The 23,530-nt window shown below is 69.8% G+C and carries 27 protein-coding genes and 1 pseudogene; 11 read left to right on the forward strand and 17 right to left on the reverse strand.

Going from position 1 to position 23,530, the window contains the following annotated elements; all coding sequences use genetic code 11:
- Positions 1-17: 17 nt before the first annotated feature.
- Positions 18-773: an ABC transporter ATP-binding protein gene (locus KOI47_RS36250; protein ID WP_332461452.1), complete on the forward strand. Its 756-nt coding sequence runs from the start codon at positions 18-20 to the stop codon at positions 771-773.
- A gap of 15 nt (positions 774-788) precedes the next feature.
- Here the strand turns inward: KOI47_RS36250 and KOI47_RS09885 are convergent, their stop codons facing one another.
- A complete protein-coding gene (locus KOI47_RS09885) occupies positions 789-1,421 on the reverse strand; it encodes a TetR/AcrR family transcriptional regulator (protein ID WP_216215688.1) in 633 nt (210 codons plus the stop codon).
- Positions 1,422-1,509: 88 nt separating this feature from the next.
- On the opposite strand from KOI47_RS09885, the gene KOI47_RS35450 reads away from it, so the two are divergent.
- From KOI47_RS35450 to KOI47_RS09895, 4 genes and pseudogenes are all read left to right on the forward strand, one after another.
- Complete coding sequence (locus tag KOI47_RS35450) at positions 1,510-1,689, forward strand: hypothetical protein (protein ID WP_232376652.1); 180 nt, start codon at positions 1,510-1,512, stop codon at positions 1,687-1,689.
- 3 nt (positions 1,690-1,692) lie between these two features.
- Positions 1,693-1,968: pseudogene (locus tag KOI47_RS36125) on the forward strand (MFS transporter); the annotation flags it as partial.
- Positions 1,969-2,155: 187 nt separating this feature from the next.
- Entirely contained in the window at positions 2,156-2,944 is a 789-nt protein-coding gene (locus KOI47_RS36130; protein WP_269756701.1) for an MFS transporter, read from the forward strand.
- 17 nt (positions 2,945-2,961) lie between these two features.
- Positions 2,962-3,459 carry a GNAT family N-acetyltransferase gene (locus tag KOI47_RS09895; protein ID WP_216215689.1) on the forward strand — a complete coding sequence of 166 codons (498 nt, stop codon included), beginning with the start codon at positions 2,962-2,964 and terminating at the stop codon, positions 3,457-3,459.
- 240 nt (positions 3,460-3,699) lie between these two features.
- Here KOI47_RS09895 and KOI47_RS36255 read toward each other — a convergent pair whose 3' ends face one another.
- The 3 genes from KOI47_RS36255 to KOI47_RS09905 all read right to left on the reverse strand — a co-directional run bounded on the left by KOI47_RS36255 (position 3,700) and on the right by KOI47_RS09905 (position 5,226).
- On the reverse strand, positions 3,700-3,915 hold the full coding sequence (locus tag KOI47_RS36255) for an ATP-binding protein (RefSeq protein ID WP_332461453.1): 216 nt from the start codon (positions 3,913-3,915) through the stop codon (positions 3,700-3,702).
- Positions 3,916-4,183: 268 nt separating this feature from the next.
- Positions 4,184-4,933: a hypothetical protein gene (locus KOI47_RS09900; RefSeq protein WP_216215690.1), complete on the reverse strand. Its 750-nt coding sequence runs from the start codon at positions 4,931-4,933 to the stop codon at positions 4,184-4,186.
- A complete protein-coding gene (locus tag KOI47_RS09905) occupies positions 4,930-5,226 on the reverse strand; it encodes a DUF2795 domain-containing protein (protein WP_216215691.1) in 297 nt (98 codons plus the stop codon). Before KOI47_RS09905 ends, KOI47_RS09900 begins: the two co-directional genes overlap by 4 nt.
- Positions 5,227-5,483: 257 nt before the next feature.
- Here KOI47_RS09905 and KOI47_RS09910 point away from each other — a divergent pair, with 257 nt between their 5' ends.
- Both KOI47_RS09910 and KOI47_RS09915 read left to right on the forward strand, forming a co-directional pair.
- Positions 5,484-5,882 carry a MerR family transcriptional regulator gene (locus tag KOI47_RS09910; RefSeq protein WP_216217210.1) on the forward strand — a complete coding sequence of 133 codons (399 nt, stop codon included), beginning with the start codon at positions 5,484-5,486 and terminating at the stop codon, positions 5,880-5,882.
- A gap of 43 nt (positions 5,883-5,925) precedes the next feature.
- The gene (locus KOI47_RS09915; RefSeq protein WP_216215692.1) at positions 5,926-6,168 is read left to right on the forward strand and encodes a DUF2795 domain-containing protein; all 243 of its coding nucleotides are present in this window, start codon (positions 5,926-5,928) and stop codon (positions 6,166-6,168) included.
- A gap of 16 nt (positions 6,169-6,184) precedes the next feature.
- Here KOI47_RS09915 and KOI47_RS09920 read toward each other — a convergent pair whose 3' ends face one another.
- Both KOI47_RS09920 and KOI47_RS09925 read right to left on the reverse strand, forming a co-directional pair.
- Entirely contained in the window at positions 6,185-8,812 is a 2,628-nt protein-coding gene (locus KOI47_RS09920; protein ID WP_216215693.1) for an arabinosyltransferase domain-containing protein, read from the reverse strand.
- A 53-nt stretch (positions 8,813-8,865) separates the two neighbouring features.
- Complete coding sequence (locus KOI47_RS09925) at positions 8,866-10,071, reverse strand: ADP-ribosylglycohydrolase family protein (protein ID WP_216215694.1); 1,206 nt, start codon at positions 10,069-10,071, stop codon at positions 8,866-8,868.
- 211 nt (positions 10,072-10,282) lie between these two features.
- Between KOI47_RS09925 and KOI47_RS09930 the strand changes: the two genes are divergently transcribed.
- Positions 10,283-11,878, forward strand: coding sequence for a peptide chain release factor 3 (locus KOI47_RS09930; RefSeq protein WP_216215695.1), 1,596 nt, complete (start codon positions 10,283-10,285; stop codon positions 11,876-11,878).
- Positions 11,879-11,906: 28 nt separating this feature from the next.
- Here KOI47_RS09930 and KOI47_RS09935 read toward each other — a convergent pair whose 3' ends face one another.
- The 3 genes from KOI47_RS09935 to KOI47_RS09945 all read right to left on the reverse strand — a co-directional run bounded on the left by KOI47_RS09935 (position 11,907) and on the right by KOI47_RS09945 (position 17,093).
- Complete coding sequence (locus tag KOI47_RS09935) at positions 11,907-13,181, reverse strand: MFS transporter (RefSeq protein ID WP_216215696.1); 1,275 nt, start codon at positions 13,179-13,181, stop codon at positions 11,907-11,909.
- 478 nt (positions 13,182-13,659) lie between these two features.
- Positions 13,660-15,288 carry an ABC-F family ATP-binding cassette domain-containing protein gene (locus KOI47_RS09940; RefSeq protein ID WP_216215697.1) on the reverse strand — a complete coding sequence of 543 codons (1,629 nt, stop codon included), beginning with the start codon at positions 15,286-15,288 and terminating at the stop codon, positions 13,660-13,662.
- A 116-nt stretch (positions 15,289-15,404) separates the two neighbouring features.
- On the reverse strand, positions 15,405-17,093 hold the full coding sequence (locus KOI47_RS09945; protein ID WP_216215698.1) for a ribonuclease J: 1,689 nt from the start codon (positions 17,091-17,093) through the stop codon (positions 15,405-15,407).
- Positions 17,094-17,209: 116 nt separating this feature from the next.
- On the opposite strand from KOI47_RS09945, the gene KOI47_RS09950 reads away from it, so the two are divergent.
- Positions 17,210-17,623 carry a MerR family transcriptional regulator gene (locus tag KOI47_RS09950; RefSeq protein ID WP_232376653.1) on the forward strand — a complete coding sequence of 138 codons (414 nt, stop codon included), beginning with the start codon at positions 17,210-17,212 and terminating at the stop codon, positions 17,621-17,623.
- Positions 17,624-17,682: 59 nt separating this feature from the next.
- Here the strand turns inward: KOI47_RS09950 and KOI47_RS09955 are convergent, their stop codons facing one another.
- Both KOI47_RS09955 and KOI47_RS09960 read right to left on the reverse strand, forming a co-directional pair.
- Complete coding sequence (locus KOI47_RS09955; protein ID WP_216217212.1) at positions 17,683-18,066, reverse strand: MerR family transcriptional regulator; 384 nt, start codon at positions 18,064-18,066, stop codon at positions 17,683-17,685.
- A 126-nt stretch (positions 18,067-18,192) separates the two neighbouring features.
- The gene (locus KOI47_RS09960; protein ID WP_216215699.1) at positions 18,193-18,417 is read right to left on the reverse strand and encodes a hypothetical protein; all 225 of its coding nucleotides are present in this window, start codon (positions 18,415-18,417) and stop codon (positions 18,193-18,195) included.
- 144 nt (positions 18,418-18,561) lie between these two features.
- On the opposite strand from KOI47_RS09960, the gene KOI47_RS09965 reads away from it, so the two are divergent.
- Positions 18,562-18,990 (forward strand): hypothetical protein, encoded by a 429-nt coding sequence (locus KOI47_RS09965; protein WP_408629901.1) that lies wholly within the window; start codon positions 18,562-18,564, stop codon positions 18,988-18,990.
- Between the two features lie 116 nt (positions 18,991-19,106).
- On the opposite strand, the gene KOI47_RS09970 is transcribed toward KOI47_RS09965, so the two are convergent.
- From KOI47_RS09970 to KOI47_RS09985, 4 genes are all read right to left on the reverse strand, one after another.
- Positions 19,107-19,790 (reverse strand): hypothetical protein, encoded by a 684-nt coding sequence (locus tag KOI47_RS09970; protein ID WP_216215700.1) that lies wholly within the window; start codon positions 19,788-19,790, stop codon positions 19,107-19,109.
- Between the two features lie 308 nt (positions 19,791-20,098).
- Entirely contained in the window at positions 20,099-20,521 is a 423-nt protein-coding gene (locus tag KOI47_RS09975) for a MerR family transcriptional regulator (RefSeq protein WP_232376655.1), read from the reverse strand.
- Positions 20,522-20,589: 68 nt separating this feature from the next.
- Positions 20,590-21,351 (reverse strand): hypothetical protein, encoded by a 762-nt coding sequence (locus tag KOI47_RS09980; protein ID WP_216215701.1) that lies wholly within the window; start codon positions 21,349-21,351, stop codon positions 20,590-20,592.
- Positions 21,351-21,641 (reverse strand): DUF2795 domain-containing protein, encoded by a 291-nt coding sequence (locus KOI47_RS09985; RefSeq protein ID WP_216215702.1) that lies wholly within the window; start codon positions 21,639-21,641, stop codon positions 21,351-21,353. Before KOI47_RS09985 ends, KOI47_RS09980 begins: the two co-directional genes overlap by 1 nt.
- A gap of 157 nt (positions 21,642-21,798) precedes the next feature.
- Here KOI47_RS09985 and KOI47_RS09990 point away from each other — a divergent pair, with 157 nt between their 5' ends.
- On the forward strand, positions 21,799-22,032 hold the full coding sequence (locus tag KOI47_RS09990; RefSeq protein ID WP_216215703.1) for a DUF2795 domain-containing protein: 234 nt from the start codon (positions 21,799-21,801) through the stop codon (positions 22,030-22,032).
- Between the two features lie 17 nt (positions 22,033-22,049).
- On the opposite strand, the gene KOI47_RS35460 is transcribed toward KOI47_RS09990, so the two are convergent.
- Positions 22,050-22,343, reverse strand: coding sequence for a hypothetical protein (locus tag KOI47_RS35460; RefSeq protein ID WP_232376656.1), 294 nt, complete (start codon positions 22,341-22,343; stop codon positions 22,050-22,052).
- 813 nt (positions 22,344-23,156) lie between these two features.
- Positions 23,157-23,513, reverse strand: a complete 357-nt coding sequence (locus KOI47_RS10000) for a hypothetical protein (protein ID WP_216215704.1) — start codon at positions 23,511-23,513, stop codon at positions 23,157-23,159.
- Positions 23,514-23,530 lie beyond the last annotated feature (17 nt).

Below are 23,530 nucleotides of genomic sequence, written 5' to 3' on the forward strand. Positions count from 1 at the left end.
CGAGATCCAGGCTCCCGGTGGACCCGGATACGGTGACCGGCAGGGTGGAGTTCGCCGGGGTGTCCTTCCGGTACCGCCGCGACGAGCCGCTGATCGAGAACCTGTCGCTGACCGTCCATCCCGGACAGACAGTGGCGATTGTGGGCCCCACCGGAGCGGGCAAGACCACCCTGGTGAACCTGCTGCTGCGGTTCTACGACCTCGACGCCGGCACGATCACCGTCGACGGGACGGATATCGCCGAGATGAGCAGGCACGGACTCCGCCGCAACATCGGCATGGTGCTGCAGGACACCTGGCTGTTCGGCGGGACGATCGCCGAGAACATCGCCTACGGCAAGCCGGACGCCACGCGCGAGGACATCGTCACGGCCGCCCAGGCGACACATGCCGACCACCTCATCCGGACCCTGCCCGACGGTTATGACACCGTCGTCGAGGAGGACGGCACACTCAGCGCCGGGGAACGGCAACTGGTCACCATCGCCCGCGCGTTCCTCGTCCGGCCAGCCATCCTGGTGCTGGACGAGGCGACCAGCTCGGTGGACACCCGCACCGAGATGCTCGTCCAGCGGGCCATGAGCTCCCTGCGGCAGGGGCGCACCAGTTTCGTGATCGCCCACCGGCTGTCCACCATCCGCGACGCGGACCTGATCCTGGTGATGGAGGCGGGCCGGATCGTCGAACAGGGCAGCCACGACGACCTGCTCGACGCGGGCGGCGCCTACGCCCGGTTGTACGCCGCCCAGTTCGCCCAGCCGGCGACCGCGTGAGCCTCATCCGTCCGGTCAGGACTCGCGGTCCGGCGGCCTCGTTCGGCCGGTGCGGAAGAGCCGGTCCAGGTGCCGGCGCAGTACCGTCTTGGCTTCGTCGGGGGTGCGATGGCCGATCAGGACACTGGTGCCGAGGCCGTGGTTGAGCGCCAGCAAGTGTGCGACCTCGGTGGAGATGTCCAAGCCCGCCGCCAGTTGCCCGTCGGCCTCGGCCCGCTCGAGTGCGTCGGTGACTTGCCGGTCGAGGATGCCGATTCCGGTGACGAAAGGTTCGTGGGCGAGTTCGGGGTCGGTCATCGCCAAGACCGCATACGAGGTGCCGACCAGGTGGAACACCCGGCTCTGCTCGTCGGTGGGCAGCGCTTCGTCGAAGAACGCCTCGATGAACGCCCGCGGCGGAGGCGGATCCGGCCACGTGGCCAGACGCGCGGCCCACCGCCGATGGCTTTGCTGTTCGAGGTACCGCAGCGCGCCCACCATCAACTGGGCCTTGGTGTCGAAGTAGTACTGCACCAGCCGCAGGGACATGCCGGCCTCGGCGGCGACCGTGCGCATGGTCACCGCGTGCAGACCATCCCGAGCTGCGACCCGCACCAGCGCCTCGGCGATGTGGGCGCGCCGCTCGGCGTGATCCACGGTCCTCGGCACCACCCACTCCTCTCCAACCCACGACGACTTATGATACGAGTGTATATGGTACTGCTGTATCAGCATGGTGTGGGAGGTTCCTCGGGTCATGGGGCAGCGCGAGGAGTACGGTGTCCGGTCCGGAGCGGGTGGGCGGGGGACTGCGGACGTCGCCGTGGCCGCGCTGGCGTGTGCGGCGCAGTTCATGGTCGTGCTGGACATCTCCGTGGTGAACGTCGCCCTGCCGTCGATCCGGCGGGCGCTGGGTTTGGCCGAGGGGAGTCAGTAGTGGGTGGTCAACGCCTACGCGCTGACCTTCGCCGGGTTCCTGCTGCTGGGCGGCCGGTTGGCCGATCTGTTCGGCCGCAAGCGGATCTTTCTGCTGGGCTTGCTGCTTTTCGGGGGTGCCAGCCTGGCCGGTGGGCTGGCCGGTTCCGGGGGCTTGCTGATCGCGGCCCGCGCGGTGCAAGGGCTGGGCGCGGCGGTGCTGGCGCCGGCGACCCTGACGGTGCTGACGACCACCTTCGGTGAAGGACCCCGGCGCACGCGGGCACTGGCGGCGTGGACGGCGGTGGGGCTGGCGGGCGGCACGGCAGGCAACCTACTCGGTGGGGTGCTCACCGAGTACCTGTCGTGGCGGTGGGTGCTGTTGATCAACGTGCCGATCGGGGCGGTGGCCGTCGTGCTCGCCGCCCGGCTGCTGGCCGCCGACCGCGGGCACCGGTCGGCGCGGCGGCTGGACGTCCCGGGGCGCGGTGCTGGCCACCGCCGGTCTCGCGGCCCTGACCTACGGCATCGCCCAGGTCCGGATACACGGCTGGACCGCCACCGCGCCCGTGATCCCGCTGGCGGCCGGACTGCTCGCGGTCGCGGCGTTCGCGGTGGTCGAAGCCCGGGTTGCTCGCGTCCCGCTGGTGCCGTTGCGGTTGTTTCGGTCGCGGGCCATCTCGGTCGGCAATGTGGCGATGCTGTTGGCCGGGGCCTGTCTGAATCCGATGTGGTTCTTCCTGACGCTCTACATGCAGCGGTCCCTGCACTACAGCCCCCTGCAGACTGGGCTGGGCTTCCTCCCGCACACCCTGGTGACCGTCGCCGTCACCGCCCGGCTGACCCCGTGGCTGATGCGCCGCGCCGACAGCAGGGCGCTGATCGCCACCGGCGCGCTGTTGGCCGCGGCCGGGTTCTGGTGGCAAGGCCAGATCACCGTCGACCGCGGCTACCTCGCCGGGATTCTCGGTCCCGCGCTGGTGTTCTCGGTCGGCGGCGGGCTGCTGAACACCCCGTTGACCACCACGGTCACCTCGGGTGTCGACCCTGCCGAGGCTGGCGCCGCCTCCGGGCTGATGAACACCACCAAACAGGTTGGCGGCGCGCTCGGCCTCGCCGCGCTGGTCACCCTCGCAGGGGGCGACGTGGCCACCCCGCAGGCACTGGCCGACGACTACGGACGCGCCTTCGTCGCGATCGCCGCCGTCCTGGTGGTCGTCGCCGTGGTTGCCCTGGCCCTGCCCGCCCGGCGGGACGGCACGGCGGAGAAGCGATAGCCGAGGAGGACCTCGTCATGCCCGTTGCTCGCGTGCGGCCGGTGCGTTCTTCTGAGGTGCCAGTCGTCACCGAACTCGTGCACGAACTTGCCCGCCACGAACGCTTACGGCACTGCCGGCTGACCGCGGACCAGCTCCGGCACGCGCTCAACGGCCCGGCTCGCACGGCGTTCTGCCATGTCGCCGAGGCCACCGGCGCGGTCGTCGGTTTCGCCCTGTGGCTGCCGAAGTTCGATCCCTATCGGGGTCGCGCCACTCTCTATGTGGAAAGCCTCTATGTCCGGCCAACTGTGCGTGGCTCCGGGGTGGGCAAGGCGCTACCGGCCGCGCTGGCCGAGGAGTGCCTCCGGCGGGGCTACGCCGGTATGGAGTGGTCGGTCCTGGAGTGGAATACCGGCGCCATCGACTTCTACCAGACGCTCGGCGCCACCCGCATCGACGAGTTGACACGCTTCCGCCTCGCTGGGACGGCCCTCGCCGTGCTCGCGGGCACGGACGAACCGGCACCCCAGTGAATGAGCCCCTGATCGTTCTGCCGATCTCCCGTACCTGGATCTGGGCCGCGTGGCCGGAGTCGGGAGTGGCGGCGAACCGCTCCAGCAGGCGCCGGGTGACGCTGGGTGCCAGGAGCGCGTCGCCGCGGTGGATCGTGCGCACCGCGTTGATCAGGTCGCGCGCCGGGGTGTCCTTGAGCAGGAACCCACGTGCGCCCGCGCGTAGCGCGCGGTGCACGTACTCGTCCATGTTGAAGGTCGTCAGCATCGCCACCGCCGGGGACGAGGGAGCCCGGCCAGACCGTAGCCGCTCTCCGGTAGCGGTGCGCGGAGCGGCTTGCCTACCAGGTTGTTGACGACCGTGATCGCCACGTCGGCGGGCCGATGCTCGACGCGCACTCGGACCGGGCCGCCTACGGCATGCTTGCCGGCGTTGGTCAGTGCCTCCTGGACCACTCGGTAGGCGGTGCGCTCCACCCGGGCCGGCAGCCTCGCCGATCACGTAGGTGATCACCGTCGCTGGAAGAGCGAGCACGGCGAACGCCATCGCCCGGGCGTCCAGTTTGCGGGTCCGCCACAGGTTCAGCAGCAGGAGACCGCCGAGCACCAGCAGTCCCGCCTCGGTGAACAACAGGACGAAGTCCCGCACCGGCGCCGGTCCCGTGGGCGAAGTTCACGACCTCGCGGTACCAGAGAGCGGATATGTCCGGCGCGTCGATCGGGGCGAGCGATACCGTCGCTGCCGTCATGCCGCGGCCACCAGTCGGCGGACCTGCCGCATGCCCGCGGTGATCGCATACTCGCCGGCGGGAAACAGTTGCGAGTGGCCGTCGATCGTGCCCGGCACCGGCTCGGCAAGGGTGAGCCAGAGGGTGGTGTCCACCATCCGGGTACTGCCGAGCCGGTCGCCTACCTGGTGATCGACGACGAATCCCGAGCCACTGGGCTGAACCGCGATCGCCGACACCACCACGTCGGGCAGGCCCTCGCTGCGGTATACGGCCGGTCCCGACAACTCGAACCGGGAGGTGATGCTGTCGTGCTGACCGGCCTCCGTGGTCACCGCCAACGCCGGCGCCGTCCGCACCACGTAGGACGTGGATGCCACCCCGGGTGCGGTGGTGTCGAGCAGGCAGCAGTTCCAGAAGGACGCACACCGCTCGGCCACCGGATCCAGGGAACGACGTGCCGGAACCACCACGGTTACGTCTTCGGCCACCGGAATGGCGCTGAATCCGGGCACCGTCGGCAGATCGAGCACCGACCACCCGTAGCGGCGAGCGACCGCACGCACCTCGTCTCGCGTGGCGCGGCTCATGCGATCGAATCCACGCACCACACCGATCCGGCCCGGCGCTGCGACCGTTCCGAAGACCTCGTCTCCCGATGCGGCGAGAGCGAGCACATTGTGCACCGTCGCGCGCACGAAGGAACCGTGCCGACGCCGGTATCCGGCCGGAACATAGGAACCGTCCACGAACAGGCGGGTCGTCATGCGGCCCCGCTCTTGCGCCGAGCCGTCATCATCGGGCCATTCGCCTGCCCGATGCCATGGTCGCTGCTGATCGGCAGCTCAGGTAGCTCGCTGAGCACGTCCATCAGGGAGGTGAACCGCCGCTGCGGAAGCCGGTTCAACGCGTCGACGACCGGCGGCCTGGCGTGGCTACGAATGGCCGCGTCTAGCAGGTCGGCCACTCTCGGTTGGGCGGTGACGAACGCGTTCTCGATATGGTCGCTCAACTCCTGCACCGTGAGTGGCCTCGGCTCGCTCTCCCCAACGCTGTCCATCACCCAAGCCTACACTAACGTGAGGGTAGAGTTTGGTATCGCGGCGACGCCCGCCGGGCGACGGCCGGCACGATGCGCTCGGCGGTACCGAGGGGTGCGCACTGCCGCGGAAGCTGTCGAGAGGTCGCGGCAGTGCCGACCGTCATCGCAATTCTACCCTCGCGTGAGAGTAGGGTTGTGCTGGACGAGACGTCGTTGTGGGACCGGTACGGTGGTCGGAATCAGCCGCGGAAAGCGAGGTTGGCGTGGCCGAACACATGCAGATCGGCGAGGTGGCCGAGCGCACCGGCCTGTCCCTGCGCACGATCCGGTACTACGAGGAGGTCGGGCTCGTCACGCCGAGTGCACGCAGCCAAGGTGGTTTCCGGCTGTATACCGAGCCGGACGTGGCGCGCCTGCTGCTGGCGCGGCGAATGAAACCGCTCGGGTTCCAGCTCGACGAGATGCGGGAGCTTCTGGCGTTGCTGCCCCCGGAGGGCGTGGCCGGGTCTGGCACGCCCGACGCGGACGAATCCCAGCGGCTGCGCGGGTTCAGCGAGACCGCCGAGCAGCGATGTGCCGAGCTGCGGGCCAAACTGGAGGACGCCGAGGCATTCGCCGGGATGCTGCGGAAGCGCCTCCGGCGGCAGGGCTCGCGCGCGGTGCGCAGTGGCTGAACGTCCCGTAATTCTACCCTCACGTTAGGGTAAGATTTTCCGGATGGACGCGGCCGGACCGAACCAGACCACCCCGTTGACGGCGCGGGAGCTGCGCGAGCACATCGAGGACGCCTTCATCTCCGTGTCCCCGACCGTGGTCGACCTGCTGGATGCCGCGATTCGCAGCCATGCACGGCCGGTGGTCTTCGCGGCATTGAATCGCCTTCCCCCGCGCCGGTTCAAGTCGGTGGCGGATGTGCTTCGCGAGCTGCCGGATCTGCCGAACGGCCCGGTAAACCCGTAGGCCGTGTACCACCGGTCTACGGCGTCGGTGGAGATTTGTCGATGTAGTTGGCGGTGGCGTAGCTGGGGCCGCGGTGCCAGCCGTTCTGGGTGGTGGTCGAGACCTGTACGTCGATGCGGTCGGTGGGGTAGCGGTAGCGGACTTCGTGCAGGGTGCCCCAGGCGTGGGGGTCCGGGTTTCCGGTCAGGCGGGCGGGGATCTCGTGGTAGGTGACGACGGAGCGCATGGTGGCGAAGGCGCCTGCGAACGGCCGGTAGTTCCGGGCAAGGTGGCCGTGGTAGGCGTGTTGGCCGGGCGCGGTGACCATCAGGGTGGGCGGCTCGACGAGGCCGTCGGCCAGCACGGGAAGGCGAGCGCAGGGGTACCAGAACGAGATCGGCCAGTCGACGAGGACGGGACCCGGCGTGCGGGCCATTTGTTGGGTGAGCGTGGTGCGGTCGTCGAGCCGGACGTGGTCGGCGGCGCCGCAGGTGGAGCCGGTGAGCGAGGCGAGGTTTGTGGCCGGTGGTGACCACGAGCCGGTGGCGTGCTGGTTGAGGGCAGCCTTGCCGAGTGCCCCTGCGGAGAGGACCGGCACGGCGAGCAGGGACAGACCGGCGACGGCGACGGTGGACCACCCGGCCCATCTGATCGCGACCGGCTGCGGGTCTTCGGGGCCGGTTCCGCGCCGGTGCTGCCAGTACAGGATCGCGGCGGCGGCCACGGCCCCGGCGGCGAGCAGGTTCAGTGGGTTGGCCAGGGTCCCTTCGAACAGTGGCTCGTCGAGGTCGGGCATGCCGAGGCGGTGGTAGCCCCACCATGAGTTCGGTCCGTCCCAGCTCAGGCTGGCCACGAGGACGACGAGGAACAGCGCGCTGAACCGGATCGCCCATCCGGCGTTCTCGCGGGCGAAGGCGCGGGGCAGCGCGGCAAGCCCGAGGGCGAGAACGAGGGCGGTGAAGAAGTCGAGCGCGGCGAAGTGCGAGGCGATCTTGGTGGGGGTCACGACGAGCGCGGCGAGCCCGAGACCGAGCCAGGCGAACGGCCATCCGTAGGCCCCGGCGAAGGCATGCGTGGGCTGGCGCCGCGGGGCCAGGACCAGCGCGATGAGCACCAGCGCGATGGCCAGCAGGACGGGCAGGCGGCGGGCCGGGTGCTGTTCGAAGGCGAAGTCGTCGCCGACACCGCCGAACAGCATCTGGTAGCGGCTGAACTCGCCGTGCCAGCTCTGTGCCGCGCCGTACCAGTAGCGCGCGCCGGTCGAGTCCAGGAAACCGCCGATACCGGATTGGAGGAACACCAGCGGCGAGGCCACCGCGACCGCGGCCATGGCCAGTGCCACGAGCGCGATACGGTCACGGGTGGCGGGCAGGTGACGGCAGGAGTGCACGAGCCCAAGCGCGAGCGGGATGAGGGCGAGCATTCCGGTGGAGGTCACCGCGAAGCACACGCCGGCGGCGACTCCACCGACGACCAGCCAGGCGGGCCGTTCGGTAAGCCGGGCGCGGACGGCGGCGTAGGCACTGATCGCCGTGCACAGCGCCACGAACGGCTCCGGCCGCAGACCGACGCCGTTGGGCATCCACGCCGCGAAGAACGCGGCGGCCAGCAGCCAGGTCGGCACGCGGGGCGCGGTGGTGTGCTCGCGCAGCAGGCGGACGATGCCCAGCAGCAGCACCCACATCGTGAATCCGGCTGCCATCGCGGGTAGCCGCACCACCAGCGGTGCCCAGGAGACCTCGAACAACGGAGCGAACAGATGCTGTAGCAGGATCGCGGGATTCTCCGCCGCGTTGAGCGCCATGTAGTAGTCGCCTGCGAAACCCGACGGGCCGAAATTGCGGTGCATGCCGAGGAACCAGCCGTCGTCCACGGTCTGCGGGCCCAGCACGCCCCAGGCGCCGATACCGACGGCGACCAGGCCGGTCCAGGCGAGGTCCGCGCGGCGGCGCATCGGCGGACGGGTTGGTCGCGGTGGTCCGCGGAAGGTGCGGAATGCCAGCACGACGCAGACCACCACGCCGAGCCCGCACAGGATCATCAGGAGCAGCTTCAGCGGGCTCGGCGAGGTCTGGAAACGGGCATCGGCTCGCGCCACCGCGGACACCGCACCGGTGGCCTGCTCCGCGGGCAGGTCGGTGACGAACGCCGTCACCTGCGGAACCCGCATCGCCCGCCGGGTCAGTTCCCGGTCCCCGACCAGCACGACCAACTCGTCGTCCTCGGCATGGACCCGGTACCGGCAGTCCGGGCCAGGGGGCGCTCCGAGTGGCGTCTCGGTACCGTCGGCGATCAGCACGAGCTGCCGGTCCCGCACGACAAGGGAAAGGCCCCAGTCGCGGGCGATGTCCGCGTCCGGCGGGATCGTCGCGAACGCGGTGACGTCCCGGCCGGGTGACGTCCCGGCCACCGCTGAGCAGGCCAGCGTCACGTCCAACTGCAGTGGCCGGTAGGGCAGGAACATCGCCACCGCCGACTCGGCCGCTTGGCCCGCCTTCGGCCAGCTCACCTCGACCCGTTCCGCCTCCACCGGCGCGAACGGAATCGCGATGGCCGCCACGGCCGTGACCAGCGCCGCCCCCAACAACCAGCGGAAGCCGCGACGGGAGCGTGCCGGGGGGTCCGGCGCGCTCACCGGACGCGGCGCGGTCGCTGTGTCCGTCATGTCCCCGACTTCCCTCAGCCGACCAGTGGTCAGCCGCTCGTCACGTCATGAAGTCAGTCGCCGAGGGGGACATCGGGAAGGTGGTCCCACAGGTCGCGAACGTGGCCGAAGGTGCGGTCCGGAAGGCGTTGCAGCGTGGCCTGCAGTTCGACAGGGGCCTCGTACCGGATGGCGGCGTCGAGGATCTCCTGCGTGGTCGCCGAACCGTCGCGGAAGGCGTCCTCGACGGCGTCGATGATCTCGTTGCGGGTGACCGCTGGATTCGTATTGGTATCCGTCACGCCCCGAACTCTACCCTGACGTGACGGTAGGGTTATGGGGTGTCCGGCGAGTTGGTCGGCCAGGTGATGGAGCTGGTCGGCGGCTTCGAGGCGGGAGATCAGTGCGCGGGAGAGGGTGGTGGCGCCGTTGCGGGCTCCGGCGAGCGTTCCGGCCATGGCGGCGATGGTGTCTGCGTCTCCGCCGGCCTGGATGGCGTAGCGGATGGTCTGCGTGGTCTCGTCGGGATGGGTCAGGAACGCGGTCAGCGCGGTGGGGACGGAGCCCAGGGAGCTGGCGTCGTTGCCGAGGGCATGGGCAGTGTGTTTGGGGCGGGCGCCGTTGCGGGTGAGTTCGGCGACCCGGTCGAACTTCTCGTGCCAGGGGCGCGACCGCACGGCCCGGGCGAGGTCCTGGAGGAACCGGGTGCGGTCCAGTGGGTGGGCCGGGTCGCTGTGCAGGGCGAGGTAGGCCGCGGCGGCCTGACAGGCGGCGCCATGCTGGCCGTGTTTGTGGGAATGGGTGGGTTCGGCGCTGCGCTGGCCCAGTTCCGCGGCGTGGTGGAGGCTGTCGGCGACGAGCGCGACGGGCGCGACGCGCATGGCCGCGCCGTTGCCGTAGGAGCCCTGGCCCTGGAAGGTGGCGCGGCTGGCTTCAGTCCACGGCACACCGGCGTTGATCAGGCCGAACACGTGGGGTGTGCCGGAGCCGTAGCCGCGCCAGGGTTCGGCGCGCCAGGCCCGCGCGAACTCCAGGGCGAGCGCATCGACGTCGAGCCGTTCGGCGTCGCGTCGCTGGGCCAGGTGTTCGGCCAGGGCGAGGGTGAGTGCGGTGTCGTCGGTGTGCACCAGTCGGCTCGGCGCCCGCTCCTCTGCGGCGAGGTCGGCGGCGTCGACCGATGGTCGCCCTTCGAACGGGGCGCCGAGTGCGTCGCCGAGTGCGCCGCCGAGCAGGAGTCCGAGGACCTTGTCGTGGGTGACGGCGGCGAAGGTGGCGGTCATGGTAGAGATCCGTTCCGGGGTGGCTGGTAGACGCGGCGTGGAGGTGGCAGCGCACGCGACGCGTTGGCCGCGGATGCGCCGAGCCGTGCCTGGCCGAGCATACCTCAAACTCTACCCTGACGTCAGGGTAGAGTCGACTAGGGTAGGGCTGGCGAGTGGGTATGCACCGCTGCGGGAACGTACTGTGACGTGAGAGTAGAGTTCGAACGCAATGGCCCAGCAGAGCACGGACGTCGTGGCCGAGGCAGGCAGGCGGCGTACCTTCGCGGTGATCAGTCATCCGGATGCCGGTAAGTCCACCTTGACCGAGGCGTTGGCTTTGCATGCCGAGGTGATTTCCGAGGCGGGTGCGGTTCACGGCAAGTCGGGCCGGCGGGGTGTGGTGTCGGACTGGCTGGAGATGGAGCGCAGCAGGGGGATCTCGATCACCTCGGCGGCGTTGCAGTTCGCCTACGGCGACGCGGTGATCAATCTGTTGGACACGCCGGGTCACGCGGATTTCTCCGAGGACACCTACCGGGTGCTGTCGGCGGTGGATTCGGCCGTCATGTTGCTGGACGCGGCCAAGGGGCTGGAGCCGCAGACGTTGAAGTTGTTCGACGTGTGCCGGTACCGGGGGATCCCGGTGATCACGTTCATCAACAAGTGGGACCGGCCCGGCCGGGAGGTGCTGGAGCTGTGTGACGAGCTGGTGGAGCGGATCGGGTTGCAGCCGATGCCGCTGACCTGGCCGGTGGGGATCGCGGGGGACTTCCACGGGGTGCTGGATCTGGCCGATGGCTCGTTCGTGCGCTACACCCGCACCGCCGGTGGCGCCACCCTCGCCCCGGAGGAACGGATGGACGCCACCCGGGCCGAGGCCGAGGAGGGCGTGGACTGGCACCGGGCGCACGAGGAGTCGGAGCTGGCCGTCGGCTCGGGCGGGGACTTCGACGCCGCGGCGTTCCTCGCGGGGAGTGCGACGCCGGTGCTGTTCGGCGCGGCGGTGCTGAACTTCGGGGTGCGGCACCTGCTGGATCTGCTGGTGGAGCTGGCCCCGCGCCCGTCGGCCCGGCTGGATGTGGACGAGCGCCCGCGGGAGCTGGACGCGCCGTTCTCCGCGTTCGTGTTCAAGGTGCAGTCCGGAATGGATCCGTCGCATCGGGACCAGGTCGCCTTCGCCAGGGTGTGTTCCGGGGTGTTCGAGCGGGGGATGGTGGTCACCAACGCCTCCACCGCACGCCCGTTCGCCACCAAGTACGCGCAGCAGGTCTTCGGCCAGCAGCGCTCCACGGTGGAGGTGGCGTACCCCGGAGACGTGATCGGCCTGGTGAACGCCTCCGCGTTGCGGGTGGGCGACACCCTGTACGCGGACAAGCCGGCCGTACGCTTCCCCGGCCTGCCCAGCTTCGCGCCCTCCCATTTCGCCACCGCCCGGCCCGCGGACCTGAGCCGGGCCAAGCAGTTCCGCAAGGGCATCGAGCAACTGGAGTCCGAGGGCGTGGTGCAGGTGCTGCGTTCCGACCTGCGCGGGGACGCCGTGCCGGTTTTCGCCGCGGTCGGGCCGATGCAGTTCGAGGTCGCCGCGCACCGGCTGGAACACGAGTTCAAGTCCCCGGTCAAGCTGGACCGGCTGCCCTATACGGCGGTCCGCAGGCTCGCCGACTCGGGGCAGCGGGGTGTGGTCGATGGCGCCCGCCGCTGCGAGGTCCTCACCCGCACCGACGGCGCGGAACTGGCGTTGTTCGAGGACGAGATGACGATGCGCATCCTGCTGCGGCAGAACCCCGAGCTCGCGCTCGAACCGCTCGTGGCCGAAGGCGCCTGACCGCCGGGACGCTTACGGCGCCGTGCGGTCAGGAATCGTGGCGCGGTGGTGTTGGTGGCGGGGTGCGGACCAGCACGGCGGCCAGGGTGACCGCGAGGGGTAGCGCGGTGGCCACCAGCAGGATGGGCCGGTAGCTGCTGGCTTGTTCCCGTCCGAGGGCGAGCAGCAGCGGGCCGAAGGCGGAGGCGCCGACCGTGACGGAGTGCACGACGCCGCGGATCGTGCCGAGGTGGCGCAGGCCGAAGCAGCGGGGGAAGGCGACGGCTTCCAGGGTGCGGATGCCGTTGCCGCAGGCGCCCAGCGCCAGGCCGTAGAGCACGGCGGTGAAGCCGGGGGTGAGCCAGCCCGCGCCGGCGGTGGCCAGGGCGAGGACGGCCATGGTGACGATGATGAGTATCCGGTCGGAGAACCGGTCGGCCAGCCAGCCGAGGCCGAAGGTGGCGATCAGCCCGGCGATGGTCTGCGGCAGGAAGGTCGCGGCGGCTTCGGCGGGGGAGAGGCCACGTTCGCCGAGCAGGGACACCTGGTGGAAGTTCAGGCCGGTGGTGACCAGGGCGCAGACCGCGACTCCGGCGGTGACGACCCAGAACATCCCGGTTCGTACCGCCTGCCCGAGGGTCCAGTCCACCGGTGGCAGCGCGCTGCCACGGGCAGGTTCGGTGTCCTCGCTGGTGTCGGGTGGTGCGGGCACGCGGCGGGGCAGCAGCAGGAGGGCGGCGGGGATGACCAGGGCCCAGACGGCGAGGCCCTCGACCATCCAGACCTGCCGCCACCCCCAGTTCGACACCAGTCGTTCCAGCAGCATCGGGGTCAGTGAGATCCCGGCGGTGCCGATCGCGGCGGCGACGCCGACGGCGAAGCCGCGGCGGCGGTGCACGTAGATGGCCACGGTGGTGGTGGCGACCAGGTTGAGCGCGCCCTGGCCGCCGACCCGGATGCCGATGAACGCGGCGGTCAGCCCGGTGATCTCGGAGGCCGCGGTCGAGACCATCAGGATGGCGCCGAAGCACAGCGCGATGGTGGCCATGACCCGCCGGGGGCCGTAGCGGTCGATCAGCCTGCCGAGCACGGGCATGACGAACGCGCCGGACAGCGACCCGATCAGGTAGGCCGTGGACACCGCGGAGCGGGAGACACCGAGATCACGGATGAGCGGGTCGACGAACACCGACACCGCGGCCGTCTGGCCTGGTGCGGTGAGGGCGAGCGCGACCGACGCGGCGGCGACCACGCGCGGCAGATGCGCGCGAGTGGGGACGAGGGGAGCCGTGGCCGGGGTCGGTGCGGTGGCGCCGGTGCGCACGAGGAGTCCTTCCTGTCGTCATGGTCCCGGCCGTGCGCAGCACGCCGTCACCCGAACCCGTGGGCTCGGGCGCTCACCGCTGATGCGGCGGCTGCTCCGGCCGGGCTCGGTACATGGTCGGTCGGGGTGCGCTGGTGCCATCGGGGCGTGCACGGGAACAGGCGATCCGCTTTACTCTCCGCTTCGGCACGCCGATCACGGTAGACACCTGGGCGGCACCGGCTACTGCACGGTGATGGCCCGGTCCCGCAATCGCGTCCAGCGCTACCACCAGGCTACGCAACCGCGCCGTCGGCCGTTGCCCGGTCGTGATCGACGTCTCGCCGTTCATATAGGTCCGAGCCTGCTGGCTGCCCCCCGGAATGAGGTCGAAGACGGCCGGCCCGCGTCACGGGGTGAGGTGCGGACGCTGTGGCACTCCGGCGGGAGGGCGTGGGCCGACCGTCCCGGCCAAGTCTACCCTCACGTCAGGGTATGGTCAGGCAAGCTGAATCAGGTCACGATAGTCGTCCGACCAGTGATCCTCGGTGCCGTCGGGCAGCAGGATGACCCGTTCGGGTTGCAAGGCGTCGACCGCACCGGGGTCGTGGGTGACCAGGACGACGGCGCCGGTATAGCTGCGGAGCGCGTCGAGAACCTGTTCGCGGCTGGCCGGATCGAGGTTGTTGGTCGGTTCGTCCAGCAGCAGGACGTTCGCCGCGCTGGAGACCAAGCCGGCGAGCGCCAGCCGGGTCTTCTCGCCGCCGGAGAGTGTTCCGGCGGGTTGGTCGAGTTGCTCACCGGTCAGCAGGAACGCGCCGAGCAGGTTCTGCAACTGCTGGGCGTCGGTGTCCGGTGCCGCGTGTCGCACGTTGTGCCAGACCGTGTCGTCGTGGTCGAGGGTGTCGTGCTCTTGGGCGTAGTAGCCGATCCGCAGGCCATGCCCGGGGATGACGCTGCCGGTGTCCGGTGTGCCCATGCCGCCGAGCAGGCGCAGCAGGGTGGTCTTGCCGGCGCCGTTGAGGCCGAGGACGACGACGCGGGAGCCACGGTCGATCGCGAGGTCGACTCCGGTGAAGATCTCCAGCGAACCGTAGGACTTCGACAGTCCGGTGGCGGTGAGCGGTGTCCTTCCGCAGGGAGCCGGGGCGGGGAAGGTGATCCTGGCGACCTTGTCGGACCGGCGTACCTCGTCGAGGCCGGACAGGAGCCGGTCGGCGCGTCGTGCCATGTTCTTCGCCGCGGTCGCCTTGGTAGCTGTTGCGCCCATCTTCGCGGCCTGCCGCTGCAGGGCCGACGCCTTCTTCTCGGCGTTGGCCCGTTCCCGCCGTCGGCGGGCTTCGTCGTCGGCCCGGGTGGTCAGGTAGCGGTGCCAGTCCATGTTGTAGATGTCGGCCTCGCCGCGGGTGGCGTCGAGGAACCACACCTTGTTCACGACGTCGGCCAGCAGGTCCACGTCATGGCTGATCACTACCAGGCCGCCGTCGTGGTTGCGGAGGTAGCCGCGGAGCCAGGAGATGGAGTCGGCGTCGAGATGGTTGGTGGGCTCGTCGAGTAGCAGTGTGGTTCCCGACCGGCCGCCGGCGCTCGCTTCGGAGGCGGTGAACAGGATACGGGCCAGCTCCACCCGGCGACGCTGGCCGCCGGAGAGGGTGCGTAGCGGTTGGGCCAGGATGCGGTCCTCCAGGCCGAGGTTCGCGCAGATCCGCGCCGCTTCGCTTTCCGCGGCGTAGCCGCCGAGCGCGGCGAACCGTTCCTCCAGCCGGCCGTAGCGGGCGATCGCCCGGTCCCGTTCGCGCTCGTCCACCAGTTCCGCCATCGCGGTCTGTGCCTTGATCATCTCGGCGAGCAGCGTGTCCAGACCTCGGGCGGAGAGCACACGATCTCGCGCGGTCACGGAGAGGTCGCCTTCGCGCGGGTCCTGCGGCAGGTAGCCGAACTCGCCGGCGTTGCTCACCTGCCCGGCATGGGGCCGGCTCTCCCCGGCCAGCACTCGCAAGGTGGTGGTCTTACCCGCGCCGTTACGGCCGACGAGCCCGATGCGATCCCCCGGCCGCACTCGTAGCGTGGCGCCGGAGAGCAGGACACGTGAGCCGGCGCGCAACTCCAGGCCGGTCGCGGTGATCACAGGAAGCTCCGTCTGCGATGGGAACGGGTGGGTGGCCGCCGCGACGACGGAAGCGCACGCTGCGCGACAGCGAGTCTACTCTAACGTGAGGTTAGAGTGACTTGTCGGCTGGGCCGTCAGGCCTCGACGACGATGGGGATGACCACGGGCTGGCGGCCGAAGGCGTTGCGCACCCACTTCGCCGTCTCGCGGGCGATGATGTCTTCGAGCGCGCCGATGGTCGTGATCTTGCGTTCGGCCGCTTTGCTGAGGGCCTTGTCGAGGGCGGGGCCCAGCGGCTCGAAGTCGGCGGGGGAGTATTCGAAGCCGCGGGCGATGATGTCGGGCTCCTCGGCGAGCTGGCCGGTATCGGTGTCGATCAGGGCCACGACGGTGAGCACGCCCTGGGCACCGAGTTCGCGTCGTTGGGCGAGGGATGCCTCGGTGACGCCGCCGACCGTCTGGCCGTCCACGTAGATGTTGTGGACCTCGACGCTGCCGGTGATCCTGGCGTGACCGTGGTGCAGGTCGATGACGTCACCGTTGCCGGCGAGCAGGACCCTGTCGTGGTGCGCGCCTGTGCTGAGGGCGAGGTCGGCGTTGGCCCTGAGGTGGCGTACCTCGCCATGGACCGGCACGACGTTGGACGGTTGCACGATGTTGTAGCAGTAGACGAGTTCGCCGGCGCTGGCGTGCCCGGAGACGTGTACCTTGGCGTTGCCCTTGTGCACGACGTTCGCGCCCTGCGCGGTCAGCCCGTTGATCACCCGGTAGATCGCGTTCTCGTTGCCCGGGATCAGGGAGCTTGCCAGCAGCACGGTGTCGCCGTGGCCGACGGTGATGGTGTGGGTGCCGGTGGCCATGCGCGACAGCGCCGCCATGGGTTCGCCCTGCGAGCCGGTACACACCAGGGTGATCTGGTGTGCGGGTAGCCGGTCGGTGGTCTTCTGGTCGACGACGAGCCCGTCGGGCACCCGGAGATAGCCCAGCTCGGCCGCGAGGCCCATGTTGCGGACCATCGACCGGCCGACGAAGGCGACCTTGCGGCCGTGGGCGTGCGCGGCGTCGAGTACCTGCTGGATGCGATGGACGTGGCTGGCGAAGCTGGAGACGACCACCCGTCGCGGGGTGCCGCGAAACACCGCGTCGATGGCGGGGGTCAGGTCGCGTTCGGCGGTGGTGAAGCCGGGCACGTCGGCGTTGGTGGAGTCGACCAGGAACAGGTCGACGCCCTCCTCGCCGAGCCGGGCGAAGCCCCGCAGATCGGTGATCCGGTTGTCCAGCGGAAACTGGTCCATCTTGAAGTCGCCGGTGTGCAGCACCATACCGGCCGGGGTCCGGATCGCGATCGCCAGACCGTCCGGGATGGAGTGGTTGACCGCGAGGAACTCCAGTTCGAACGGTGCGCGGCTGAGTTTCTGGCCCTCGCGGACCTCGATCGTGATGGGTTGGATGCGGTGCTCGGCGAGCTTGGCGCCGACAAAGCTCAGGGTGAGCCGGGAACCGATGAGCGGAATGTCCGGCCGCTCGCGCAGCAGGTAGGGCACGCCGCCGATGTGGTCCTCGTGGCCGTGGGTCAGCACGATGGCCACCACGTCGGACAACCGGTCGCGGATGGCACCCCAGTCCGGCAGGATCACGTCCACGCCAGGCTGGTGCTCTTCGGGGAAGAGCACTCCACAGTCGACGACGAGCAGCTTGCCCTGGGATTCGAACACCGTCATGTTCCGGCCGACTTCTCCCAGCCCCCCGAACGCCACCACACGGAGCGCGTCGGGAGGAAGCTGCGGAAGACGGTTCGCCGCGGCCGCGGCATCAACAGTCATACTCTTACGTTACGTGAGAGTGTCGGCAACGTGCCCTGTGATCCTGCTCAACTATACCTTGACGTGAGGGTAGTGTCAGTCCGGTAGCGTACGTGCGGCGAGAAGTGGGGTGTCACGTGGGCGAGCACATGCGGATCGGCGAGGTGGCCCGCCGGACAGGTCTGTCGCTGCGCGCGATCCGCCGTTGTGCGGAGGATGGCTTGGTCCAGGCCAGCGCCCGCGGTCAGGGTGGTGTCCACCTCTACACCGGCCAGGACCTGGTCCGCCTGCACCTCGTCCGGCGCATGGAGCACCTCGGATTCGACGTGGCGCGGATGCGCGACCTGCTGGCCGCATTGCCGTCCGGCACGCCGGCCACTGGGGAGGAAGACAGTACCCGGCTGGCCGAGCTCGTGGCCGCGGCCGAGGGGCGCTGCGGAGAGCTGCGCGCCGCCGTTGTGGCCGCCGAGGAGTTCGCTGCGGCGCTGCGGAGGATCGCCGACCATATGCGGATCTTGTCCGACAGCCGGACTACGTCAACGGCTTGGTAACCCTGCCTTCCCGTGGGATCGCCGGCCTCTCGTGGCCGTCGCGGGAGCAGCGGTCCCGCTCATGGCCGCCGCTCCCGCCGGGAAAGGGCGAGCTGGGCGCGGAGCAGGTTCGCGAACTCCTCGGCACTGCGCAGCTGCGCACGTAGCTCTGCGCACCGGCGCTCGGCGATCACGGCGAACTCGGCCAGCCGGGACGCCGGATCATCGATCCGGGGGCCGTCAGGAACCGGATCGAGGATCGCCAGCAGCTCGAGCATCTCCTCCAGCTGGAAGCCCAGCGACTTCATGCGTTTGGCGAGGGTCAGTCTGTTCACGTCGGGCTCGGTGTAGAGGCGGAACCCGCCCTGGCTGTGGGCGCTGGGAACGACCAGCTCCACCTCTTCGTAGTAGCGAATCGTGCGCAGCGACAGGCCGGTGCGCTCGGCGACCTCGCCGATCTGCATCAGCCCGTCCACATACGTTCCTTCCTCGGCAGGGCGCCACTGTACGTATCCGGGCGCCCACGTTGTCCGGCAACCACGCGCCGCCAGGAGCCTCGGGCCAGGCCTCCTGGCGGCGCGTGGCATCGGCTAGGTCGGCAGCCGGGAACCGAGCAGCCGCTTGGCCCGCTCGGCGCGTTGCCGGTCGGTCTCCTGCACGTCACGGAAGAACTCCACCGCCTCCGTGTCGCCGGCTGCGCTCGCGTCGTCGATGTAGCGCTGCACGGTCTCGGCCTCCTGCAGGGTGTGGTACAGCACGCTGGTGAGGTTGTAGTGCTCGTCGCGCATGCTGGTCACGTGTTCCGCAGTCGTCACCGCGACCTCCCTTCGTGTCGTCGTTGCGCCTTGAGGGGACTACCCCGGTCGGCGCCGGACGAAATGTCCTCACCCAGGTTCGGCACCCTCCCGGATGCGTAACGATGATCAACCCTTCTCTTACGTTAAGGTAGAATCACCGTTGTGATCCAGCCCGAGACCGATCCACGGCGACCATCCGAGACGACTGTCGGTGAGGTTCCGCGGCGGTTCGCCTCCGCGGTGGCCTACAACGCCGCCTACCCGGCCTGCGCGCTGCCGTCCGAGCCGCACGAACGCAACGCCCTGCGTGGCTACCACGCCGCGATGGCGGGGGTCGAGGACGATGTCACCGGCAGCGGTGCCTCGTTGACCGTCGAGTTCCTGCCCGGCGGTGCGCCAACGGCGGCCGAGCCCGATCGCCTCGGTACGGTCGTCGCGACGCACTGGGGCCAGCCACCGGTCCTCGTGCTCGCCGAGTTCGTCTCGCTGCACGCCGCCTGGAAAGCCATCACCGGACACTGGCCGACCCGGCTCTCGGATGTCCGTGTGGCGCTGGCCGCCCTTCCCGCTTATCCAGGTCCGCAGTGCTGACCAGCTGAGGTGAGTGCACCCGGGAGTCCGGTGTCGCCCTGCCAGTGCCAGGGTGGCCCGACGGCCGACGGCCGACGGCCGACGGCCGGTAGCCGGTATCGGTGCGGCTTGGGTGGTCATGCGCGGTGCCCTGCTACGCCGGTGGGAAACGGTTCGGCATGCAGGCGGTACAGCGGCGGGGACGCCGGGGCGATCCAGTAGTGGCCCGGCGCGAGAACGCGGGTGTTGTCGTCGATCGTGACCCCCAGGGGCGCCAGCGCGCGCAACGACTGCGCACCGTGGTGCCACCGTGCGATGCCGCCCTGGCCATCGGTGACACCGAGCAGCATCCCGCCCGATGAGGGGCGAGCGAGGACTTCGCTCACCGGGTCCTCGGGTTCAGCGGAAGGGAGTTCGAGCGCGCCGGTCAGGTGCAGGTGGTGCAGGACCGGCTCGCTCTGCCGGTCGTCGCGGAATTCCAGGGTGGGCTCGGGCCGGAGCCACAGCCGCAGCGGTGCGGTGGTGGTGCTGAGGCAGCCGGGCAGCAGGACGGGTGTGCCCGTGGCCAGCGCGAGGTGGCACGCCGGCGCGACAACGGAGTGATGAGCCGCGACGACCAGGTCCACCCTCCAGACAGGGTGACCGGTCGCGGCCGACTCGGGCGGGACGTCGATCAGGGCGACACCGGTGTCCCGCGCCACAGCGCGCAGCGCCGCAGGCAGGTCCCCGCTGTCGGGGTCGCCGACCACCGCGATGACATCACCGCGGGACAGCACCAGAGGAGCAGGGGTAGGGCGGTGCCGGGACCCGGTCGTCAGCATCCGGACTGCCGCGAGAAGTCCTTGCTGGAGCGGGTCGAGCCGATCGGAGGGGACAGCGTGATCCTGACGATCGGCGGTGACCACATCCATACCCACCACTCTACCGTGACGTGAGGGTAGAGTCATGGAGATGCGCCGATCTGGTGTGGCGCCGGGAAGCACGGGGTCGGCCGGTGTCCAGCCCGGCCCAGCCCCAGTGCCCGGTCCGGATTTTACGGTGGATGGGTGGGGACAGGCCCGCATGACACGGCGGGCGCACGCTGGACTCGCGCGCGGATGCCCGTGTCGCCGAGCGAACAGGGGATGGGTCAGCGCCGGGGGCGGGCCGCGGTTGCCGGGCGCTTGCTCTTCCGCCCCGCGGTGGCCTTGTGGGTGCGCAGCATGAGGGCGAACTCCTCGGCGGCGCGTAGCTTGTCGCGTAGGTCGTCGCACGCCCGCTCGGCGGCGGCGCTGAACTCGGTCAGCCGCCCGGCCGGGTCCTCGACCTCGGTCGTGTTTCCGGTGGGCGCCAGGATCGTCAGTAGCTCGCGTATCTCTTCGAGCTGGAAACCCAGCGGTTTCATGCGTTTCGCCAACTGCAGCCGGTCGAGGTCCGGCTCGGTGTAGAGCCGGAAGCCGCCCTGGCTGCGGGCGCTCGGCACCACTAGGCCGACTTCCTCGTAGTAGCGGATCGTGCGCAGCGACAGGCCGGTGCGCTCGGCCACCTCGCCGATCTGCATCCGCTCACCCACGTCGAGTTCCTTCCAACGGGTACGCACTCCCTTGCGTGGCGAGTGCGATCGATCACTCAAGACTACCGTTACGTCAAATTACCGTGGTCGGCGACAACCCGGCGAACCCGGCGGGTGCCGGTCGTGATCGCATACTCACCTGCGGGAAACAGTTGCGGGTGGCCGTCGAGCGTGCCCCGGGTCGGCTCGGGCAGGTCGAGGCGGAGTGTGGTGTCGACCATCCGTACTGTGCCGCGCCGACCGCCGGTCAGGTGCTCGAGCAGGAGTCCGGCGCCACTCGGTTGAACGGCGACCGCCGACGCGACCACGTCCGGTAGACCCTCGCTGCGACAGGTGACCGAGCCCGACAGCTCGAAGCGGGACGCGATGCTGTCACCCGCGCCGCCCGCAGTCGTCACCGCCAAGGCCGGGGCATCCCGTAAGGCGTATGAGCTCGTGGCGGTCCCGACCGCGCCGGGATCGAGCAGGTGGCAGTCCCAGCATGCCGCGCAGCGCTCCGCTACCGGGACCAGCGAACGGTGCGCCACAACCACCAGGCGCATATCGTCGGCGACCGGGATCGTCCCGAACCCGGGCACCGTCGGCAGGTCCAGCACCGACCAACCGTGGCTGGTTGCCGCCGCCCGCAGCTCGTCCCGCACCGCGCGGCTCGCGCGGTCGAACCCGCGCACCACACCGATGCGGCCGGGCGCCACGCCGGTCCCGAGCACACCATGACCAGCCGCTGCGTGTTCGAGCAGGGTCCGCACCGCCGTCCCCACCGAGGAACCGTCGCCGCGACGGTGACGAGCCGTGACGTAGGAGGCGGTCACGAAGAGGCGGGTGGCCATCAGGTGCCGCCTCCGGGTGAGATCCGCGGCGTGGGTGCCACTGAGCCGCCGGGGTGACCGCCGTCCACGGACACTTCCGGCAGTTCGCTCAACACGTCCAGCACCGAGTGGAACCGCCGCTGCGGCAGCCGGTTCAGCGCGGCGAACACCACCGGCCTCGCGTGGCCACGAATCGCCGCATCCAACAGGTCGGCCACACCCACCTCGGCGGAGACAAACGCGTCCTCGATGTGGTCGCTCAACTCGTGCACGGTGAGCGGCCTTGGCCGACTCTCCTCAACGCTGTCCATCCGCCAAGACTACCCTAACGTGAGAGTAGAGTTATCGAATGGTCCACGATGCGCCGGCGCCGAGGGCGTCGGCGAGCGGGTGCTGGCGGAACCCAGGGGGGTCACCGTGTCGGCCATCACCAGGACCCTACTCTAACGTTAGGGTAGAGTTGGGCCTGTGGTAGACATCGAAGACCAGAACACATCCGGCGTCACCCGAATTGAGATCATCGACGCCGTCGAACACGCCTTCGCCGACGCGTCGGCGACGAAGCAGGAGATCATCGACGCCGCGATCCAGCAGGAGGCCCGCACCGAGTTGCTCGCGGTGCTTGACCGGCTGCCCGATCGTGGCTACCGGCACGTCCGTGACCTGTGGGATCACCTGCCGGACATCCCGTTCGGCGACTGAGCGCCTCGCCGTGCCGGCTACCGCGTCGGTGCGGTGGTCGCGACGTAGACGGTCGCGGTCGCCTTGCGTTCCTGGTACGGGTTGTCGAACCGGGTGATCTCGGCGGTCGCGGTGGCGAAGGCCCGGGTGAGTGCGGTGGTGAACTCGTCGTCCGGTGGGTTGTTCGACCAGAGGGTGAACACGCCGCCCGGGTGGAGCCGTTCGGCGAGGCGTCGCAGACCCTCGGGTTGGTAGAAGTCGGTGTGACTCGGGTGCAGCGTGGGTCGGCGGTCAGAGTTCTTCCAGCGGGGATCAGCCCGCGCTCGTGCCACTCGATCACCTCGCCGAGCGCGTCGACGACCGCGAGGGAGCGCACGTCACGGCTGGCCAGTACCGCTTCGGCGGTGTAGCCGAGCCCGAGCCTGCCCACGGCGACGTCGAGTTCGCTGCCCTCGGCCTCGGCCCGGGGGCTGATCTCGGTTTCGGCGACGGTGAACAGGCTCGACATCAGGAACTCGTCGCCGAGCTTGGTCTCGTAGACATCCTTGTGAACGGCGGGATCCCACCGGCGGCGCAGCACCAGTTCCCTCATTGGTGTCCGGCGCCAGTCGAGTTCCGCGAACCGTGCACTCATTGGCCGAACCTACGGCTGCCGCGGGCCGCCGCGTCGAAGGGGGAAGTACCCTACTCTAACGTGACAGTAGGCTCCATGCGGAAGCTGAACGGGAGGTGGCGTTGGCGGACGCGCAGACGCGAGACGAGGAGCGGGAGCGCCGGTACCTTGCTGAGACGGTGCAGCTGCTGCGCACGGAGCTGGAGCGGCTTACCGGGGATATCGATGAGTCCGCGCGCACCATCGAGGAGCGGAAGAAGCACCTGTGGGACAACCTGCGGGACATGGACTTCGCGGAGAAGGCCAACTTCCGTGGCGAGGTGGACATGTCGGTGCGTTTGGCCGAGCACGCGGTGCTGCGGCGCAAGCGGATCGAGCGGTTGCTGGAGTCGCCCTACTTCGGGCGGGTCGACTTCCACACCCGGGGTGAGGTGCAGGCCAGGCCCTACTACATCGGTGTGCACAACTTCTCGGACCCCGAGACGCAGGAGATCGTGATCCACGACTGGCGTGCGCCGGTGTCCAGCCTCTACTACGACTTCGAGTCGGGCGAGGCGTTCTTCGAGACCCCGGCTGGCACGGCCCATGGGGAGATCACCGGCAAGCGCCAGTACAAGATCCGGGGTGGGCGCCTGGAGTACATGTTCGACAGCACGCTCAACATCGGCGACGAGGTGCTGCAGCGGGAGCTGGGGCAGTCCGCCGACGACCGGATGAAGAACATCGTCGCGACCATCCAGCGCGAGCAGAACGCGGTGATTCGCAACGAGGCGGCACGGGTGCTGATCCTGCAGGGCGTGGCGGGCTCGGGGAAGACGTCGATCGCCTTGCACCGGGTGGCGTTCCTGCTGTACCGCTTCAAGGACACCCTCTCCTCCGACAACGTCATGATCCTCTCCCGAACAA

This window comes from Amycolatopsis aidingensis, assembly GCF_018885265.1.
GTDB classification, from domain to species: domain Bacteria; phylum Actinomycetota; class Actinomycetes; order Mycobacteriales; family Pseudonocardiaceae; genus Amycolatopsis; species Amycolatopsis aidingensis.

Excerpts from the sequence above, each read along its gene's own strand:
- KOI47_RS09985 (WP_216215702.1), bottom strand. The coding sequence starts at position 21,641 with ATGGACAGCGTTGAGGAGAGTCGGCCAAGGCCGCTCACCGTGCACGAG.
- KOI47_RS09915 (WP_216215692.1), top strand. The coding sequence starts at position 5,926 with ATGGACGCGGCCGGACCGAACCAGACCACCCCGTTGACGGCGCGGGAG.
- KOI47_RS09945 (WP_216215698.1), bottom strand. The coding sequence starts at position 17,093 with ATGACTGTTGATGCCGCGGCCGCGGCGAACCGTCTTCCGCAGCTTCCT.
- KOI47_RS09895 (WP_216215689.1), top strand. The coding sequence starts at position 2,962 with ATGCCCGTTGCTCGCGTGCGGCCGGTGCGTTCTTCTGAGGTGCCAGTC.
- KOI47_RS09970 (WP_216215700.1), bottom strand. The coding sequence starts at position 19,790 with ATGCTGACGACCGGGTCCCGGCACCGCCCTACCCCTGCTCCTCTGGTG.
- KOI47_RS35450 (WP_232376652.1), top strand. The coding sequence starts at position 1,510 with ATGGGGCAGCGCGAGGAGTACGGTGTCCGGTCCGGAGCGGGTGGGCGG.
- KOI47_RS09930 (WP_216215695.1), top strand. The coding sequence starts at position 10,283 with ATGGCCCAGCAGAGCACGGACGTCGTGGCCGAGGCAGGCAGGCGGCGT.
- KOI47_RS09980 (WP_216215701.1), bottom strand. The coding sequence starts at position 21,351 with ATGGCCACCCGCCTCTTCGTGACCGCCTCCTACGTCACGGCTCGTCAC.
- KOI47_RS09920 (WP_216215693.1), bottom strand. The coding sequence starts at position 8,812 with ATGACGGACACAGCGACCGCGCCGCGTCCGGTGAGCGCGCCGGACCCC.
- KOI47_RS10000 (WP_216215704.1), bottom strand. The coding sequence starts at position 23,513 with ATGACGTTGTCGGAGGAGAGGGTGTCCTTGAAGCGGTACAGCAGGAAC.
- KOI47_RS09925 (WP_216215694.1), bottom strand. The coding sequence starts at position 10,071 with ATGACCGCCACCTTCGCCGCCGTCACCCACGACAAGGTCCTCGGACTC.
- KOI47_RS09900 (WP_216215690.1), bottom strand. The coding sequence starts at position 4,933 with ATGACGACCCGCCTGTTCGTGGACGGTTCCTATGTTCCGGCCGGATAC.
- KOI47_RS09905 (WP_216215691.1), bottom strand. The coding sequence starts at position 5,226 with ATGGACAGCGTTGGGGAGAGCGAGCCGAGGCCACTCACGGTGCAGGAG.
- KOI47_RS09955 (WP_216217212.1), bottom strand. The coding sequence starts at position 18,066 with ATGCAGATCGGCGAGGTCGCCGAGCGCACCGGCCTGTCGCTGCGCACG.
- KOI47_RS09910 (WP_216217210.1), top strand. The coding sequence starts at position 5,484 with ATGCAGATCGGCGAGGTGGCCGAGCGCACCGGCCTGTCCCTGCGCACG.